Origin of the sequence: Tolypothrix sp. PCC 7601, from assembly GCF_025677855.1 — a bacterium.
GTDB lineage: Bacteria > Cyanobacteriota > Cyanobacteriia > Cyanobacteriales > Nostocaceae > Aulosira > Aulosira diplosiphon.
In genome coordinates, this window is the sequence record NZ_CP064879.1 from 8,472,024 (window position 1) to 8,489,904 (window position 17,881).

Here is a 17,881-nt window from a genome sequence, read left to right on the forward strand (position 1 = left end):
TTGGAATTTCAAGCATTCATGTAGATTTCTGCCTTTGAGGGGGTTAGATTTTGTATGAATTTATTAGGAAGAACAGAAGAACAAAAACAATTTAGACTACAAGCTGGCCCAACTTGGAGGTCTTTTGAAAAGTTTCGTCAAGAAGGTGCTAAAGCTCTAGAATCTGTCAAAAACGGTATTGTAGGTATTTTTCAGACAAAAACAGGACAATATCGGATTTTGGAGGAAAGCGATTTTCAAATGCTCTATGGTCTTGCTCGTGATGTAGAACGCTTACAAGGTGGATTAAGAGTCGTTGTCAGTGCGGCTCGTGCTGTAAAAAAACATCCAGAAGACGCAGAAACTATCAATGTATTACTTGAAAGTGTCAGTTTGTTAGGTAGCTTACCGACACTTCCCACACGTCAAAAGTTTGAGCCATTAAAAATTGAGATTAGCGAATTGGATGAGAACGATGAAGTAATAACAGATCCTGAAGAGTTGGAACGTTTGATCAAAGCTGAATCTCTAGCTCAATTAGAAAAATAACAGTCAAGACATCTAACTTTGATTTAAATGCTGGAAAAACTAAAAGAGCTAGAGGAAAAACTACAACACCACTCACATGACCAAACTGCTATTGAAATTGTCCAAGAATTTGCTAAAAATCTTGGCAATACAAAAAACAGACAGATAATTTTTGGCTCTGAGGGTGTTATTTTACGCGAACACCTAGCAACTCGACACGCAAGTCTTGGTTTAACGGGTTGGCGGATTTTTGGCTCATTACTAAAAACAGTAATTGCGAGAACAGGAGAAAGTGAAGTAAGAATGAGATCTACCATACAATAAGAATTTAATTTTGATAAAAAAGCGCTGCTTTTTGAGAAGCAACGCTGAACTTGAAATAATCAAAAAATCTATCTTCCGCCAAAGTAAGATGCTAAAGCCTCAGAACCACCAATAAGTTGCCCATCAATAAATACTTGGGGAACTGTTGTTGCACCTGTAATTGCTTTTAAAGAGTTCGTAGTAACATCCTTACCTAGAACAATTTCTTCATAATCCAAATGATGCTCTTTGAGCAATTCTTTTGCACGGGCGCAGTAAGGACAACCTACTTTAGTAAACAGAGAAACTAGCTTCGGTTTTACAGCTTCAGGGTTAATGTATCGCAGCATTGTCTCAGCGTCGGATACCTTAAAGGGATCGCCTGGCTCTTCCGGTTCAATGAACATGTTGTCAATTACACCATTTTTGACAAGCATAGAATAGCGCCATGAACGTTTACCAAAGCCCAGTTCTGTTTTATCTACTAGCATTCCCATACCTTCGGTAAATTCTCCGTTACCATCAGGTATCAAAGTAATATTAGTGGCTTCTTGGTCTTTAGCCCATTCATTCATGACAAAGGCATCATTGACGGAAATACAAACAATATCATCCACGCCATTTTCTTTAAATACATTAGCCAACTGGTTATAACCAGGTAGGTGGGTAGAAGAACAAGTGGGTGTAAAAGCGCCTGGTAAGGAGAAGACAATCACTGTCTTATCGGCAAACAGGTCATTAGTGGTTATATTTACCCATTGGTTGTTTTTACGAGTACGAAACGTAACATTAGGAACTCGTTGACCACGGCGATTGGACAGCATCAGGCCTCCTTAGATAATCAATTTATTGAGAATTTCAACAGTCAAAAGGCTGATATTCTTAGCTTTTCTCCTGTTGTGCATGAGATTACATTTCTGCCGGGATATACTAGTATAATTGTCAACTTATTAACAACTTTCCTGAGTAGTAAAAGCCAGGGAATAGCCTCTAAGCTCTAGAGTGAATAAAAGGTGCGATCGCAGTTACAAATTCTGCTGTAGATTCATAGGGTAGGACATTGCGTCCAGGCAATTTAGCTCCTTGTCCTTGAGGTAAATAAGCAAGGTAGTTAGCTAAACGTTCGTCTGGTGTTTCTGTTTGCCCTTCTTTGCTAATATTTGATGCTTTGTCTCCAACAACTACTAACACTGGTTGTTTAATAGCAGCGATATCATGACTATAATCCTGTCGCCAAAACCCAGCTAAAAAAGAAAATACTGCATAGCGATTGGCGCTATTTTCTGCACCTTGAACTAAAGTATTTAACCATTCTTGATCGGCTGTCTCACTACTAGCAAATAGTTGACGAGTGGAAAAAGAACGCAAAAATTTGGGAGTGCGTGCATAGCGATAAAAAGCATTACCCAACGGTGAATCAAAGAGATTCCAAGCTAGCTTTTGCTGCCAAACTGGTGATTCTTTCGTCATAATCGGCCAAGCTGGAGGACTAGCAAATACTAGGGAGTCAATCAAGTTTGGTTCTATTTGCACTAATTTAATTGCACTACTTAATAAAGCACCTTGCACTATGACAATTACAGGTGTTTGCACAACATTTTTTAAGAAATAATGCAATTGTTCCGCCCAATCGCTAGGAGTATAGGCGACGTGAGGCATATCACTTTCACCACATCCTAATAAATCAGGATCATAAATAGGATTACGATGCCCTGCTTGATACCATTCACGACAAAATCTTTGCCAAAACTGCCGTGATAAGCCCACACCTATGGGATGAATTAATAGTAAAGGAATACCTGCAGAATTTACATTATTAGGTTGATGAACTTCGTAAGCACAGCGATAATTGTGCCAAGTGTAAAACTCTGTATAATTTGCTGCCATACGTTTAGATATTCACTGAAAAATCATTTTTATCATATAATTCCTCGGTAGATTTGGGCATCTTATTAATAAATCTACTTAGATATGCAAAATGCAAAAATCTCCTTGGTTTTTCTTGAGCAGGATGGCATTATCAATATTCTGCGCCGAGACATTTGTGATGTTACTATTCCTGGTTTTACCAAAAATACCGGATTTGCTTGAGACTTTTTTAGATTCTACGCTACTGACAATCCTCATTACACCATCGTTATATTTTTTCCTTTACCGTCCCTTGAATCTTCAAATGTCAGAGCAATTACTGATAGAAAAAGAACTAAGAAACTCAGAAAATCATTTAAAACAACAAACTCAAAATCTCGAGCAGATCACACAAAAGCTTCAGCAAGCACCTCAATTGCTCCTCGCTGAAAAGATGTCTAGCCTAGGACAGCTAGTGGCTGGTATTGCCCATGAAATTAATAATCCTGTAAATTTTATTTTGGCTAACCTCTCTTATCTCGGTGAATATTTTCAAGCCCTTGTAGCTATTAATGAAATTTATCAGCAACGTTACCTTCAGATGGATGCTGAAATTCAAGCTCTGAATCAACAATACGATTTAGAATTTGTAGTTAATGATATCCCAAACCTTTTAGAGTCGATGCAAAGAGGTGCAAGACGTATTCATAAAATTGTCTTGGCACTGCGTAATTTTTCACGTCTTGATGAAGCAGAAATAAAATCTGTAGATATTCATGATGGTATTGATAGTACTTTGTTACTCCTGCAATATCGACTGAACCCTCAACAGGATAATTCTGGTATTCAAGTTATCAAACACTATGGTGAATTACCCAATGTGGAATGCTATCCAGACCAGTTAAATCAAGTATTTATGAATATTTTGAGCAATGCTATTGATATTTTAGAAAATCATAGTTCAAAAGATGACCGTATTATTGAAATTCGCACGCATTTGTTACATGAAAATGTAGTTGTCATTAGTATTAAAGATAATGGGCAAGGGATAGATGAAGAGATTCAGAGACAATTGTTTGACCCGTTTTTTACAACTAAAGAAGTTGGAAAGGGAACAGGTTTGGGATTATCTATTAGTTATCAAATTATTGTCAACACACACAAAGGTTCCTTGAAATGCATTTCAGCACCAGGCAAAGGGGCAGAGTTCGTCATTGAAATTCCGTTATTTATAGATGCTAAAATTTGAGGTTGGTATAATGAGCAGCTATCGTATTTTGGATTTCATCCCCATGATATGGATTGGTACTGGTGGTTTATATCTATCTAAAGAAATAGTAAATTACATAACATGAGTGGATTTTCTATAAAGACTTATAATGCATCTTGCTGCAGTAGGAAATGATTGTTACTTGTGAATGCGAACTGATTTACGGACAAGCTTTTGCTAAGTAAAAATTAAATCAAAGACCTGATATTGTGGGCATGACTGACTACAAAGTTCGCTGATATGGAAATGCATATATTAATCTATATAGTAATTTTGATAATAAAATTTTATAATTTCATAAAAAACCAACACTGATTAAGCTGTAAATCATCCCTAAGATAGTAGTTTTATACCTGTATTTTATATATCAATTATTTTAGTAATTATATATTTTTGACAGTATTGCATAATTTAAATTTCTTAAATAGCCAATACTGAATGCGGTAATTACCTCAATAAAATTAATTACACATCCTCTATTCCTTTGCCTTCACCTGGAACTTTAATTTTGCTCAAGCACTTGTTTACTAACTTTCAGTAATCACAGCGCTGAATATGCCAAGGAAAAAGTGATGTCTGCTTTACCTCTCAATAGTCAGAATCTCCCGTACCCCGATCCTCTACATCCCATCATTGTTCACTTTGTGATAGCGATGGTGTTTTTCTCGTTTTTCTGCGATGTTGTGGGCTATTTCACCCGCAACGTGCGTTTATTGGAGGTGAGTTTCTGGAATATGTTTGTGGCTGCGATCGCTATTTTTATGGCGGTCATATTTGGTCAGTTTGAAGCGGGTTTAGCTAATATTTACGCAGCTGCTCAACCAACGCTGAATTTTCATATAATCATGGGTTGGTCGTTAGCGGCCATTGTAGTGGCGATCGCAGCTTGGCGGTTAGTAATTCGCAACCGCCGTACCCAAAAAATACCACCAGCTTATCTCGGTGCAGCAACATTTTTAATTTGTTTGATGTTCTTGCAAGTGTATTTAGGAAGCAAGCTGTTTTGGGTGTATGGCTTTCATGTAGAGCCAGTTGTGGAAGCCATGAAGCGGGGAGTCTCGGGATGAACTCGCAGCTTATCGATCAGTTGGGATTAAAACTCACTGCTAACGGACTACCCTACGAAATTCCTCTGCATCCCCAACTAGTGCATCTAACATTGGGTTTATTTATTATTGCCATCCTCTTTGATATTGCAGCCACACTTTTTCCTATAGAAAAACCGATTTTTAAATTTTTAGGTCTTCCTGCTATCCGTGCGGGTCTGTTTGATGTCGGTTGGTACAATCTCCTAGCGGCGGCGACTGTAACTTTTTTCACTGTGGCGGCGGGATTTTTTGAGCTATTGTTAGCAAACCCACCAGTTAACGAAAAGAGTGCTTGGGGTTTGAGCGCTCCTTTGACAATGCTGTTACATGGTTTAGGTGGTGTGTTGTTGTTAGCAACTATGGTGGGAATGGCTGTGTGGCGAGGCTTACAACGCTACCGTTGGCGCAAAGATTCACCAAGACAGGTGCAGTGGAGTTACTTGTTACTAGGAATTGTCATCCTCGGCATTTTATATGTTCACGGAACATTAGGGGCGCAATTAGGAGAAGAGTTTGGCATTCATGTTACTGCTGCAAAATTACTTCAACAGGGTACAAATCCTGATTTGTTCTTCAAATAATTATGCTTGTTTGTTCTTTGATTGTGGTAACTATAGCAAAGGTAATTTCAGTGTCAATTCAGCTACTTTATACCATTTTGAAACAAGAACGCGACAGATAGGTAGGGGCACGGCATCCACAATATTTTGGCATATTAAATATCTTACTGGTGCCGTGCCCCTACAAAGAATTTATCTGTTGTAAACATTATTTGAATTGGTATTATTTCAGTATTTTGTTGATGTTGTATGATACCAATTCAATAACTGACTGCTACAAATTACTTCATCTGCTTGCCTATGCGTATCATTTTTCCAATGAAGCAGTATGAGTGTTTTTATTTTTTATGCTCTACATTTGTCAAGCATAAAATCATTCGGAAAATCGATGTTTTTCAGGAGTATTCAATGAACTTGTTATTACAACAATTACCAGGCTCAGAGCTTGCACCTAAAACAATTCAAGAAACCCCATCACCAGGTACAGCACAAGACCCGCTCATTGCCAAAAATCTGCAAAAAGGGCAGTATGTGGGGATTATTGGGCTGGCGATCGCACTAGTTGCTGCGGTGGGCTTTTTTAGTCGCAGAGTTGAATATGCGATTTTGCTAGCTGTTATTCTCAGCTTGGGTTTAATAGCCTTTTTCTTATTTCTCTAAGCGAATATTTCATGAGTTATTTGTCAATACAAATAACTATTTATAGCGGTTGAAATATTGGGGGGGGTACGAGAATAAATAATTAACCGCAGATGGAAGAAGATAAACGCAGATAAACGCAGATACAGCAGATTAAAAGTTGGTGAGGAACAAATACTTGTAAGGGCACGGCAGTGCCGTGCTCCTACCCGCGTACTTCATTTAACTCAGCAGATTAGGCGTGAAAAAAATAGCAATTTAACTATCTAAAACTTTTGCAAGATAGGAGATTTTATGAGCAGCCAAGTGTATCAAACTGTGATTCTAGGTGGTGGCTTTACAGGTTTATTTACAGCCTTACATTTAGCTCACGAGCATTATCCTCGCTCTGTGATATTAATTGATAAAAATGAACGCTTTTGTTTTAAGCCCTTACTTTATGAATATTTTGATGGCGAGATGGATAGTTTTCAAGTAGTACCCCGCTTTTCGGAATTACTTCAAGGTAGTGGGGTAATTTTTGTTCAAGATACCGTCGATTCTATAGACTTGCAGCAACGAGAAGTAAAATTAGTTTCGGGAAATTCCTATAGCTACAGTAATTTAGTCTTAGCTTTGGGTAGTGTGACTGGCTATCATCAGGTTAAGGGTGCGAAAGCAAATGCTTTCCCATTTTGGACACAAGCAGATGCGATCGCACTCGATAAACATTTGCGTGATTGTTTACAAAGAGCCTTGCAAACTGAAGATGCAGAACAACGCCGAAAATTGCTAACTGTAGTGATAGTTGGTGGTGGTGCTTCCGGTGTAGAAATGGCCGCAACTTTGGCAGATTTTCTCCCACTTTGGTATAGCGCTTTAGGGGGAAATCCTCAGGAAATCCGTGTGGTTCTGCTCAATCATGGTGAAAAAATTCTCGACGGCGATATTAACGATCCACTCCGTCACAACGCCGAACAAGAATTACAAAAACGCACTGTACCAATCGAAATTCTTAGGGGTGCTGAAGCTACTGCGGTGGACTCCAACTCTGTTGAATATAAAACTAACGAGCAAGTTCAAACTTTACCAACCTACACCACAATCTGGACAGCCGGAACCTCAAACAATCCATTAATTCAAGACTTACCCATTCCCAAAGAACACCGCGATCGCCATAATCACCCCCTCGTTACGCCTACAATGCAACTGCTCGACTTTCCCGAAGTCTTCGCGGGTGGTGATTGTGTAGCAGTTCAGGGAAATTCCCTACCACCTACAGCCCAAGTCGCTTATCAACAAGGTGCAACTATTGCCAAAAATTTAAAAGCGATCGCTCTCGGAGAAGAACTGAAACCTGTGAAAGTGAATATCCGGGGAACTCTCTTAAAGTTGGGGTTAAATGATGCTGCTGCTAACCTTTTCAATGTTTTTGAAGTTGCAGGCGAACCCGCGCACTTAATTCGTCAAAGCACTTATTTAACATTATTACCAACACCAATTCATGACTTTAAAGCTACTGAAGAATGGGTGCATGATGAGATTTTTCACCATCACTTAAACAATCAAGATGTCGGTAAAAAAGTTTTACAAGCAGCAGAATTAGTAGGTGCTGGAGTTGTAGGTGTGTTAGCTGCCAGAAGATTATTGAAAATGCTGGGCGATGAGGATAAAAATCAGTAGAATGCGTTTGTATAGGAATCCGATTTGATTATTGAAAAATCTAAGTATGTGTAGGGTGTGTTATCACGAAGTGTAACGCACCGTATTCTCAGCTTTGGTGCGTTGCGCTACGCGACAACACACCCTACGTCTAGTTCAGAAATCAAATATGAATCCTAATAGTAGGATGCGTTATTAACGCATCCTACTATATCTCGAATCAAATATTTACTTAAATATCATTTGTGGATGAATCAATTGATATCCAGCATCCTTAATTTTTTGATTTGATACCCAAGCATTATAGGGACGGTTACTTGGAAGCGAAGCATCCCAATTAATCGGCGGTAAATTGTGTGTTTTTAACACATTATCAAAGAATTCACGGCTACTGAGATGTGCATCGTCAACTACATTATAAATTCCTTGCCAATTGTGTTGGCGCGCAAACTCAATCACACCCACAATATCATCCAGATGAATCCAATTGGCGACATCATCACCATTACCAGGACGACTAGTACCAGCAAGGCGACCAAATATTTTGATTAGTTCTCTACCTGGGCCATAAATGCCGCCTAAGCGTAAAATACAAACTCTCAGATGTTCGCTAGCTGCTGATAGCAAAACATCTTCGGTTTCCTTCATAATTCTACCGTTGGTAGTGCTAGGGTTAGCTGTAGTTTCTTCATCTACAAACTCACCATTTTTGTCACCATACACAGAATAACTACCTGTGTAGATGAGTTGCCGTACATTTGGAAATGCTGGCAAAATAGAGGCTAAAGTTTTGGCAGTTTGTAAATAAGCTTCTTCATAAAAATCAGCACCTTTTGCACCCACACTTAACAGCACTACATCTTGATTTTCTAATACTTTTTTTAGCCCATCTGCATCATTACCTTTAACTACGACAACTTTTTGGGCTACTTGTTCTAATGAGGATACACGTGTTGGTGTAGTTGTGGTTGCAGTCACTACAAAATTCATTTTTTGCCGCCAATATTGAGCAACTGCAGAACCTACATAACCACAACCAATGATTGCAATGTTCATGATTTCTCAAAACAAATTCGTCTAGATAACTATTTTGCTAATTCGCTTTCAATTGTGGCAATTAATTCAGGTGAATATGGTTTGACGCTGCTTTTAAAACGAGCTACAACTTCACCTTGCTTATTCACTAAAAATTTTTCAAAATTCCAAGCAACAGGCCCCGTAGGCTCAACTGCATTGGTGAGCCGGGTATAAAGTGGGTGCTGTTCCGAATCTTTAGCATGAACTTTATCGAACAGTTCAAAACTAACTCCGTACTTGCTCGTACAGAATTGTACAATTTCTTCGTTGCTGCCCGGCTCCTGTGCGCCAAAGTCATTGCTAGGAAACGCCAGAATCCTTAAGCCAGCGTCTTTATACTCTCGGTTCAATCTTTCTAATCCCTCATATTGAGACGTGTAACCACAGTAGGAAGCCACATTCACAATTAAGAGTACTTTGCCAGCATACTCACTCAGTAGCTTATCCTCACCGTTGATGGTTTTGACTGCAATGTCAGAAATGTTGGTACTCATCTTAAATGGATTTTTTGATAACTATTGCCAAGTTTCCCACATTGCAGGCAAAGTTTTTTGATGAAAAAGGGATTGGGGATGAGGGAGATGAGGGGGATGAGGGAGATGAGGGGGATGAGGGGGATGAGGGGGGAATTGGGAATTACCTATGCCCTATGCCCCATGCCCCATGCCCCATGCCCTATGCCCTATGCCCCAACTTTAATGATGAATAGAACCATCAGGCATAATAGCGCCGGCGAGGTTGGCTCCTATTAATTTAACCAAAAGGCGATCGCCTGAGCGAATCCGCGCTCCTGTTAAGTCAGCGCCTCGCAAATCAGCGCCACTCAAATCTGCTCCAATTAAGTTGGCTGAACGTAAATTTGCTTCTCTCATATCTGCTAATAAGAGGTTAGCTCTAAATAAATTGGCTTCCGATAAATCTGCACCTCTGAGATTCACTTTGTGCATAAATGTATCGCTGAGGTTTGCACCGCTCAAGTTGGCAAAACTCAGGTTTCTCCCCGATAAATCTTTGTTGCTCAAGTTGGCTCGACTAAAATCTTTGCCACTCAAATCTGTATTTTTAGATGATGGCTCATAGCTAGTTGGCGGTGACTTTTTCGGTTGAGGCGGATGTGGCGGATGTGACGGATGTGGCGTTGAGTATGTTGTCGGTTGATGCTGATGCGGCTGTGAGTATGTTGTTGGTTGATGCTTAACTTTGATAGAACGCAATTTATCACGCGCTTCGTTAATCGCTTTTAGCTTATCTTGCGCCTTTTGTTGTAAACGGAGATTGTCTTGGGGAATGCGATCGGGATGCCATACAAAAACCAAATCTTTATAAGCCTGGTTTACTTCTTCAAGTGTTGCTCCAGGCTCTAATTCCAAGACTCTATAATACCGCTCCAACTCGCTCATAGGGTGTTTTTATGGACAATCAAGTTAATAATTAGTGATGCATCCGTCTGTTGGCTTAATTATTTATTAAATTTCGACTTTTTACGAATATTTTATATCTCATCTAATTTAAGATAGCGTATTAAAATACTCTCTCTAATAAAGTAGAGGAATTTTATCAGGTGCTTTAGTAATTGTAAAAGCCACCTGCCCTTTATTTTTGTGCTTAATGATTTGCTCTTTTAACATTGTCTAAAAATGGTAACAAATTTTTTGTTGCTTGACTGGACAATAAATTCTTAGCGACGCTCCTATGATTGTAGATAATCTCACTAGATAGAATACTGGCTGCTGATTATGGGCTTAAGTTCATAGCAAGCCAAATTTACCCTTTCTCTAAATTTGAGATGAGAGACTGGGGATTTCTGTAGCAACTACTTGTATAGCCAAGTCCCACAGAAAAAACTTTCACATAGGTTATTATACAAGCCAAGAGTGACTAACTCAGTCCATAAATAACCTTTCTCTTAGCTTAAGGGCTATTAATCGGCCACTATGAACTGGTTACACCTAGAGGCAATATCATAATTCTTCATCTGTCTGGGTGTAAATACTTCATAATGGCTGATTTAATAAGTAGGGACTATGGCCTAAGGACTAGAAAAGCAAAATTTTCAGCCTTGGTTGTAGGATTTTACCGCAATCAACTGACTGATAAATAGGTATTAGGTACTGAAAATTGGCAAGTAGAAGGAAGACAACGCAGATAAACAATTCAAAGTCTGTTCATTAAGAAATCTATTTGAACCTTGACTTTTGAGTATAGACAATAAATTTTCTTTCGTTTTGCTGTCCGCAGTTCATTAATGGTTACTTAATTATTGGCAAAATTAGATAGTTAGGAGTCGATAGTTATTATTCATTTTTCTCCATCTGTCTATTTGTCCATTTATCCATTTCGCCAACGATTTATAGCTCTTAAATATGCGGCAATTGGAATTTGATAAACCTCAATACAAATCCAAAGAATAATTGCTAAATGTAACAAAAAAGTTAATATAGTCCAGATATATGGCAGCCAGGTAATAAATTCATGGGGAGTGGGGGGAAAATTGTAAGCGACGATGCCAATTAAAGTGGTAGGTAGGAAAATAAATGCGATCGCAGCTAGCCCATAGCCCCAACCGAGTTCCACACCTTCTAATTGAGCTTCTGTCCAACTAAAACCATTCCAACGCCAAATCAATGGCGGTTGTCTAGAAGGCATTTTCAGTTGCTGCTGTTCTAAATTGACAGTAAAAATTTCTTGGCAGAAGTCACAAGCCATAGCTTCCATCAATGGCATACGAGCAATTTTACCAACTCGACAGACTGGGCAGGGGTAAGCTCCTTGGTAGTCGAAAGATGTAGCTAAAATTTTGGAACGACGCATCATAAAACAGAAGTAGGCTAGTAATGTGATTGAGTTGCTGCAACAGTTAGCAGTTACGGGCTAAGTAATAGTAGTGATTACATTTGTAATGGGTGGCGCGCCACCTGTGGGTTGCTCTCAAAAGGCTCAAGGACTGACCTTTGATTATTACCTCCATAGCAGAATAATATATTTGCCAGTTTTGTAAGTCGCGGAATTGTCAAATTTTTGAGACTTCAGCAATTCCCATACCCATCACCTAAAAATATTTATCAGCTTATCTAAATCTTAATAGTTACAAGTGGGTGACAGGAAAACCCATAACCAAGGGATGAGTTGCAACTCGGAATTTGGTTTGGGAAAAAGGTGTACCCCTGCGGGGAAGCAAGCTACGCGTAGCGTCTGTGCAGGAGAAAGGGTAAGGGTTAAAGGTTTTTATTGCCCCTTTTCCCCTTACCCTTTTGCCCTTCACCGACAAGTATTGAAAGTTATTCCCCTTCCCTGCGTCTCCGCTTCTCTTCACGAGCAGCTTTTAACCTCACACGAGAGCGGGCCTTGACGCAAGGAACTGTGTCTGTTATCGTGGCTCTTATATTAGGTTTACATCAATTTACATCAAAGATTATCTAGTTAAGTACTGTAATGATTTCTAGCAGCAAATCCTATTTTTATTTTTGGCAAAAGGCGGTTCACCGGCGGTGAATAGTTTCCTAATGGAAACCGCCAGGTGAACCGCAGAGCAACCTCTGCGGTTTTTGTTTTTTCAGGAGTATTTCGTCGTCATGATCTATTGCGGTAGCTGGTTTTATAGCTTTTACTTTTGGCCCAGAGCAAGTTCCGGGTAAATAGCGTCATGTCGATTCATCACAACGCACCCGGAACTCACAAGATGAGATTCCGGGTTTTTTGTTATCCATCAACCTCATAATCCAAATACAAGGAGAATTTCACCGTGATTAATGCTAAACTCGCCGCCCAATCCCATCCTAGCCATCAGACAATTGTCAAACTCTCAGAAACAGTCAGTTTCGGTGGTGAGGAATTAGTGATTATTGGTGGCCCCTGCACAGTGGAAAGCTTAGAACAAATGGAAACAGTCGCCCAAAAGTTAGCAGCTGCACCTGTACAGGCTTTGCGCGGTGGTGTCTACAAACCCCGCACATCTCCCTACGCTTTCCAAGGAATGGGAGAAGCAGGATTAGAGGTTCTAGCAGAAGTGCGATCGCGTTACAATATCCCAGTCGTCACAGAAGTAATGTCAATTGCTCAAATTGAAGTAGTCGCGGCTCATGCTGATATGCTGCAAGTTGGTAGCCGCAATATGCAAAACTTCGACTTACTCAAAGCTTTGGGACAAGCTGGGAAGCCAATATTACTCAAGCGCGGACTAGCAGCGACAATTGAAGAATTTGTGATGGCTGCTGAATATATTTTGAGTCACGGTAATTCGGATGTGGTGCTGTGTGAGCGAGGTATCCGCAGCTTCGATAATTACACCCGCAATGTACTGGATTTAGGCGCAGTCGCAGCTCTCAAGCAAATTACTCACCTACCCGTGATTGTAGATCCATCCCATGCCGTAGGTAAACGGGAATTAGTAGCACCTATGGCTAAGGCTGCTATAGCTTGTGGCGCAGATGGCTTAATTATTGAGTGTCACCCAGAACCAGAAAAATCTGTATCTGATGCACGCCAAGCTTTGTCTTTAGAAGACATGGTGAATTTGGTTGATAGTTTAAAGCCCGTAGCCACAGCAGTTGGACGCAATATTTCCGATTTAGGGGTAGGTGTAAAATCTGCTCCTATTTTTTGTGCGGCGGCGTAAGGTGGGGAAGGGGGAATGGGGAAGGGGTAATGGGTAATGGGTAATGGGTAATGGGTAATAAGTAATTCTACCTCATCCTCCTCATCCTCCTCATCTACCTCATCCCCCTCATCTCCCTCATCTACTTCATCGCCAATTAAACAGGAATTTCAATGACAAACCTAGCACCTTGCCCTAAAGAAGATACACAATTTAATTTCCCACCGTGCTGCTCAACTATAATTTGATAGCTGATGGAGAGTCCTAAGCCAGTACCGGAACCAACGGGTTTAGTAGTGAAAAAAGGATTAAATATTTGGGATAATGTGGCTTCATCCATACCCACACCATTATCTATAATTGAAATTCTGACTGCTTTACTATCTGCGATCGCTTCTGTTTTGACTCGAATAGTTGGTGATGAAATGCTGGGGAAGGTAGATTTCAAAGCATCAATTGCATTGCTCAAAATATTCATGAATACTTGATTAATTTGGCTAGCATAGCAGTTGACTTGGGGTAATTTACCATATTCCTTAATGATGGTAATTTCTGGTAGGTGTTTTTCTGCTTGCAGCCGATGTTGTAAAATTAGCAAAGTGCTTTCAATACCTTCATGTAAGTCTACCGATTTCTTGTCTGATTCATCAAATCGTGAGAAATTCCGTAAACTCAGCACAATATCACGGATGCGATGGCTACCAATTTGCATAGAACTGAGCATTTTAGAAGCATCTTCTTGGATAAATTCCAAATCTGCTGCCTGAATTTTTTCTTGCAGTAATGCAGATGGTTGAGGACATTCTGATTGATATGCTGCTAGCAATTCTAACAGGGTATTAAAATACTCTTGAGTATGAGTAATGTTGCTATGAATAAACCCAATGGGATTATTGATTTCGTGAGCAATCCCTGCAACTAGATGTCCCAAGCCTGACATCTTTTCTGCCTGAATCAGTTGCGCTTGGGTTTGTTGCAACTTTTTCAAGGTTGCTTGTAAATAAATATTTTGCTGTTTTAATGCCTTTTCAGCTAACTGACGCTCAATTTCTGCTGCTGAACGAGCAGCAAATATTTTTAAAATAGCTTCCTGTTCTTGATAGTTATGTTCTAATGGCTGAGTATGCAAGCCCGCAATATGTCCTAAAGGCTTACCTTGAGGATCGAGAATCGGAATTCCCAGATAACTCTCTGCATTCAAGGTTATTAAATCTTGATCTTCTGGAAACTGTTGTTGGAGCAACTGAGGATAAATTTGCAGTCCTTGTTCATACAAAACACCACAAGGAGTCCCTGCTAAGTCATATTCAAAATTTTCACCAAAGTCTTTTCCTGCCCAAAATGCTAAAACTCTAGCTCTGGGCTGACTATCATTGACAAACTCGGCAATTAATGCATACCGAATTTGCAGTACTTCTGCTAAATAATGGGCGCAAGCTTGAAAGAATGCTTCACCAATTTGGGATGCAATCCCTTCTACAATCAGTTTCAAGTTGATAAATTCTCTGTCAAGCTGTTGATTGTGTTCTTGAGTGGAAGTTTCTGAGGATGATTGAGTCAGCATCGTAGTGAACTAAACCTTAAGTCAGAGTTATAAACCTACAGCACTTTTGAAGTAGGTGAGGTACATCATGAGTAATGAGTAATGAGTAATGAGTAATGAATAGGACATTTACTTATTACTCACTACTTATTTCTCATTACTTTTTTCAATTAGTTGCTGTACCTCATAAACATCGAATCTGCTGTATGTTTTCAGGTTTAGTATTCCCAACAGCTAAGGAGCAATCTCAGGTATTGATTAACAAAAACTAATCTTCATATAGCATGGATAAAGGGGTTAAATTGATAGTTGGCATAGCCTATCAATTAGCCAGCAACTTCATAAATTTTCCATTTTGATCAATATAGCCGCTATAGACATCTTTTTCGTCAATTTTGACGAGAGCTACTCCTTCTGAAAAAGGTTCAGCTTTGTCATATTCCATACGGACAACGAGTTTACCAGTGGTATCAATGTAGCCGTATTTGTAACCCATTTTAACGGCTGCTAAACCTTCAGAAAATGGCTCAACCAAATCAAATTCTACCTTGATAATATTTTCTGGTGATGTACTTATCTCTGTATAATTATTAATGCGTCGATGAGTAAAAGTATTTTTTTTAATTTCTTTTGGGTCTAATTTTCCGGCTGGTTGAGAGTAAACACCAGATTTGAGAACGTTAGCTAAAGCATCATTATCTTCTCGTAAACCTTCATAGAAAAACAGAACTTCTCCTTGAATACCCAGACAACGATTAGTTTTGATGGCAGTTTCTAAATATTCTGGAGTAATTTTATAGGTACTTTTCTTTAAAAGAATAGCTGGAATTAATTGTGGCAATTGCTGTTGTGTAAATTGTTTAGATATTACCTTATCTATCCCTGTTTGATAAAGTTGCAATTCTTTGTCATATATCTGTGGATGAATTAAATCAACTAATCCCCAATCAATCCAAGTTTGCGAATCTTGGAGGTAGTTCTCATAACACCAAGGATAATTATTTGGAGACATGGAAATAATTAAGTCTGGGTTGACATTAATTACTGCACGATAGAGGCGGTGTAAAAAATGGGAAAGAATATCAGCTCGCCATGTTACCCATTGTCGCCATTGTTGTCTCCATTCTGACTTTTGCCAGAGTGGATCTAGTGGTTCTTTTGGATCTAGAGGATTTCTTCTTTTTGGTGGTGGTGGTGGTGGTTGACCAAACTCATCTTGATAGCGTTTAATAGTTTTTTCATCATAACCACCTTCCATAGGAAAAGCAGGCAAGTGATCGTCTCCTTGAATGCCTGCAATGCCATCACCATACTTATTTACGACTTCTAAAAATATACTTAATATAAATTCTTGGACTTCGGGATCGAGGGCATTTAACCAATAATAATCATTGACAACCAGGGGTTTACCATCAACACCACAGGCAGCCCATTGAGGTTTTGCTTGAATAATTTTTCCGCCATCTCCTTTATAAGAACTCATAAAGCCATATTCAAACCAAGGAATTACCGCAATATCAAATTTTTTGGCTTCTTCAATTAGGTCTTGTAAAGGATCTTTAATTGTTTTATTAACTTTATCTCGAAAACGTTCTTTGATTTCTATGCCAAATTTTTCTTTCATCACTTGGCTAGAATAATTAGTTGAGCCTTGATTCCAGACAACAGGAAATACAACGTTAAATCCAGTTTCAGCGAGAAATTTTATCGCCTCGGCAATATTTTTTCTGTCGTCTAATACTTTACTATCTGTTGTGGTGAGCCAAATGCCGCGAATTTCCATAAATGATGTTGAGTTTGATGCTTGGCTTGGAGTTTAGTATTGGATGTTTGTTCTAATTGCCAATTACCCATTACTTAATCTTCAAGTAGCAAATTTACCATGTTCAAGACGGCGGTGTGATGAGAATTATAAAAGAACCAGCTTAAAAAATTCTAAAGATTGCACGTATGGGCACTACATCCAGGTTTTACGATATTTCCTAAATAATAAACTTCTCCTCTTCTTGATTAAGAGGAGAAGTTTTAAGTTCAGTATAATGCTGACAATTTAATCAATTAACAACTCAGCCAATGTTATTGACATGACTTACACTTTAGCTACTACCAATTCTGCTGTAAACATTTTTTTGGTTTTTGGGTAAGTTGTAAATTGTAAGTATTGAGTTGCCATTTCTGTTGTTAGCAGTTCAATCATGATTCTGTTGTCCACCCAGAACTCAATCACATCAAAAAATGTTTCACGGGTACAACGTACAGGCGATCGCAAAATTGGGGTTAGAATTGGGTGCTGGTTGGAATGTGTTGACATTGCGGCTGTTCTTTCAGTAATTTTACTGAATCAAAAATTGATTTTCAAAAAATAAAAAAATAGTTTAGTAATTATACGATGTTTTTCTCTGAAGATAGTTGTACTTTTAGAGGTGCAACAAATTAATCAGAGGAATTGGAGCAATGGAAGTACTAAATAAATCTCAATTGAATAACAGTTTATTAAATCACATACGATATCAAATTGATGGTATCGAAATCCATAATTCTCATCTGGCTAAACTATTATGCACAATTATTCCCTCTCATTGCCCTTTTGAAAAAACTGTCAAAGTTTTAGGTCATACACTTTTTCAAATCCCACCTTTGTGTAAAATCAACCCCTTCTATGAAGAAGTAGTTGGTCTGCGTTTTAAGTGTTTGTCATACTTAGTAGATGAATGTGGAGAAGATGTAACAAAATACTGCTAAGGATGTCGGCGAAATTAAAGATAATTGGCTGAGGCTGTCATTTGTCTTTGGTCATTTGTCATTAGTTAT

19 protein-coding genes are annotated in these 17,881 nt (G+C 38.9%); 10 read left to right on the plus strand and 9 right to left on the minus strand.

Annotation, left to right across the window (positions count from 1 at the left end; translation table 11 throughout):
- Window positions 1–54 precede the first annotated feature (54 nt).
- Both HG267_RS34420 and HG267_RS34425 read left to right on the plus strand, forming a co-directional pair.
- Window positions 55–528, plus strand: a complete 474-nt coding sequence (locus HG267_RS34420; RefSeq protein WP_045870217.1) for a hypothetical protein — start codon at window positions 55–57, stop codon at window positions 526–528.
- A gap of 27 nt (window positions 529–555) precedes the next feature.
- Window positions 556–831, plus strand: a complete 276-nt coding sequence (locus tag HG267_RS34425; RefSeq protein WP_045870216.1) for a hypothetical protein — start codon at window positions 556–558, stop codon at window positions 829–831.
- 68 nt (window positions 832–899) lie between these two features.
- Here HG267_RS34425 and HG267_RS34430 read toward each other — a convergent pair whose 3' ends face one another.
- Both HG267_RS34430 and HG267_RS34435 read right to left on the minus strand, forming a co-directional pair.
- Complete coding sequence (locus tag HG267_RS34430; protein ID WP_045870215.1) at window positions 900–1,634, minus strand: glutathione peroxidase; 735 nt, start codon at window positions 1,632–1,634, stop codon at window positions 900–902.
- A 166-nt stretch (window positions 1,635–1,800) separates the two neighbouring features.
- Window positions 1,801–2,697, minus strand: a complete 897-nt coding sequence (locus HG267_RS34435) for an alpha/beta fold hydrolase (RefSeq protein ID WP_045870214.1) — start codon at window positions 2,695–2,697, stop codon at window positions 1,801–1,803.
- Window positions 2,698–2,857: 160 nt separating this feature from the next.
- On the opposite strand from HG267_RS34435, the gene HG267_RS34440 reads away from it, so the two are divergent.
- The 5 genes from HG267_RS34440 to HG267_RS34460 all read left to right on the plus strand — a co-directional run bounded on the left by HG267_RS34440 (window position 2,858) and on the right by HG267_RS34460 (window position 7,877).
- Window positions 2,858–3,907, plus strand: a complete 1,050-nt coding sequence (locus HG267_RS34440) for a sensor histidine kinase (RefSeq protein ID WP_263420004.1) — start codon at window positions 2,858–2,860, stop codon at window positions 3,905–3,907.
- 593 nt (window positions 3,908–4,500) lie between these two features.
- Window positions 4,501–4,995 carry a DUF2231 domain-containing protein gene (locus HG267_RS34445; protein ID WP_045870212.1) on the plus strand — a complete coding sequence of 165 codons (495 nt, stop codon included), beginning with the start codon at window positions 4,501–4,503 and terminating at the stop codon, window positions 4,993–4,995.
- Window positions 4,992–5,597 (plus strand): DUF2231 domain-containing protein, encoded by a 606-nt coding sequence (locus HG267_RS34450; RefSeq protein ID WP_045870211.1) that lies wholly within the window; start codon window positions 4,992–4,994, stop codon window positions 5,595–5,597. Before HG267_RS34445 ends, HG267_RS34450 begins: the two co-directional genes overlap by 4 nt.
- A gap of 387 nt (window positions 5,598–5,984) precedes the next feature.
- On the plus strand, window positions 5,985–6,236 hold the full coding sequence (locus HG267_RS34455; RefSeq protein ID WP_045870210.1) for a hypothetical protein: 252 nt from the start codon (window positions 5,985–5,987) through the stop codon (window positions 6,234–6,236).
- A 273-nt stretch (window positions 6,237–6,509) separates the two neighbouring features.
- On the plus strand, window positions 6,510–7,877 hold the full coding sequence (locus tag HG267_RS34460) for an NAD(P)/FAD-dependent oxidoreductase (protein WP_045870209.1): 1,368 nt from the start codon (window positions 6,510–6,512) through the stop codon (window positions 7,875–7,877).
- Between the two features lie 207 nt (window positions 7,878–8,084).
- Here HG267_RS34460 and HG267_RS34465 read toward each other — a convergent pair whose 3' ends face one another.
- Both HG267_RS34465 and HG267_RS34470 read right to left on the minus strand, forming a co-directional pair.
- Window positions 8,085–8,912 carry an SDR family oxidoreductase gene (locus tag HG267_RS34465; RefSeq protein ID WP_045870208.1) on the minus strand — a complete coding sequence of 276 codons (828 nt, stop codon included), beginning with the start codon at window positions 8,910–8,912 and terminating at the stop codon, window positions 8,085–8,087.
- Between the two features lie 29 nt (window positions 8,913–8,941).
- Complete coding sequence (locus HG267_RS34470; RefSeq protein ID WP_045870207.1) at window positions 8,942–9,427, minus strand: glutathione peroxidase; 486 nt, start codon at window positions 9,425–9,427, stop codon at window positions 8,942–8,944.
- A 5-nt stretch (window positions 9,428–9,432) separates the two neighbouring features.
- Here HG267_RS34470 and HG267_RS34475 point away from each other — a divergent pair, with 5 nt between their 5' ends.
- Window positions 9,433–9,642 (plus strand): hypothetical protein, encoded by a 210-nt coding sequence (locus HG267_RS34475; protein ID WP_263420005.1) that lies wholly within the window; start codon window positions 9,433–9,435, stop codon window positions 9,640–9,642.
- Here the strand turns inward: HG267_RS34475 and HG267_RS34480 are convergent.
- Complete coding sequence (locus tag HG267_RS34480; RefSeq protein WP_045870206.1) at window positions 9,629–10,333, minus strand: pentapeptide repeat-containing protein; 705 nt, start codon at window positions 10,331–10,333, stop codon at window positions 9,629–9,631. The genes HG267_RS34475 and HG267_RS34480 overlap by 14 nt on opposite strands.
- Window positions 10,334–11,261: 928 nt before the next feature.
- Window positions 11,262–11,744: a hypothetical protein gene (locus HG267_RS34485; RefSeq protein ID WP_045870508.1), complete on the minus strand. Its 483-nt coding sequence runs from the start codon at window positions 11,742–11,744 to the stop codon at window positions 11,262–11,264.
- 931 nt (window positions 11,745–12,675) lie between these two features.
- Here HG267_RS34485 and aroF point away from each other — a divergent pair.
- Window positions 12,676–13,548: a 3-deoxy-7-phosphoheptulonate synthase gene (gene aroF, locus HG267_RS34490; protein ID WP_045870205.1), complete on the plus strand. Its 873-nt coding sequence runs from the start codon at window positions 12,676–12,678 to the stop codon at window positions 13,546–13,548.
- Window positions 13,549–13,684: 136 nt separating this feature from the next.
- On the opposite strand, the gene HG267_RS34495 is transcribed toward aroF, so the two are convergent.
- The 3 genes from HG267_RS34495 to HG267_RS34505 all read right to left on the minus strand — a co-directional run bounded on the left by HG267_RS34495 (window position 13,685) and on the right by HG267_RS34505 (window position 17,381).
- Window positions 13,685–15,091, minus strand: coding sequence for a sensor histidine kinase (locus HG267_RS34495; RefSeq protein ID WP_045870204.1), 1,407 nt, complete (start codon window positions 15,089–15,091; stop codon window positions 13,685–13,687).
- Between the two features lie 301 nt (window positions 15,092–15,392).
- Entirely contained in the window at window positions 15,393–16,853 is a 1,461-nt protein-coding gene (locus HG267_RS34500) for a family 10 glycosylhydrolase (protein ID WP_052335177.1), read from the minus strand.
- Between the two features lie 306 nt (window positions 16,854–17,159).
- Window positions 17,160–17,381 carry a hypothetical protein gene (locus tag HG267_RS34505; protein WP_071989390.1) on the minus strand — a complete coding sequence of 74 codons (222 nt, stop codon included), beginning with the start codon at window positions 17,379–17,381 and terminating at the stop codon, window positions 17,160–17,162.
- 143 nt (window positions 17,382–17,524) lie between these two features.
- Here HG267_RS34505 and HG267_RS34510 point away from each other — a divergent pair, with 143 nt between their 5' ends.
- On the plus strand, window positions 17,525–17,812 hold the full coding sequence (locus HG267_RS34510) for a Mo-dependent nitrogenase C-terminal domain-containing protein (protein WP_045870203.1): 288 nt from the start codon (window positions 17,525–17,527) through the stop codon (window positions 17,810–17,812).
- The last annotated feature ends 69 nt before the right edge of the window (window positions 17,813–17,881 follow it).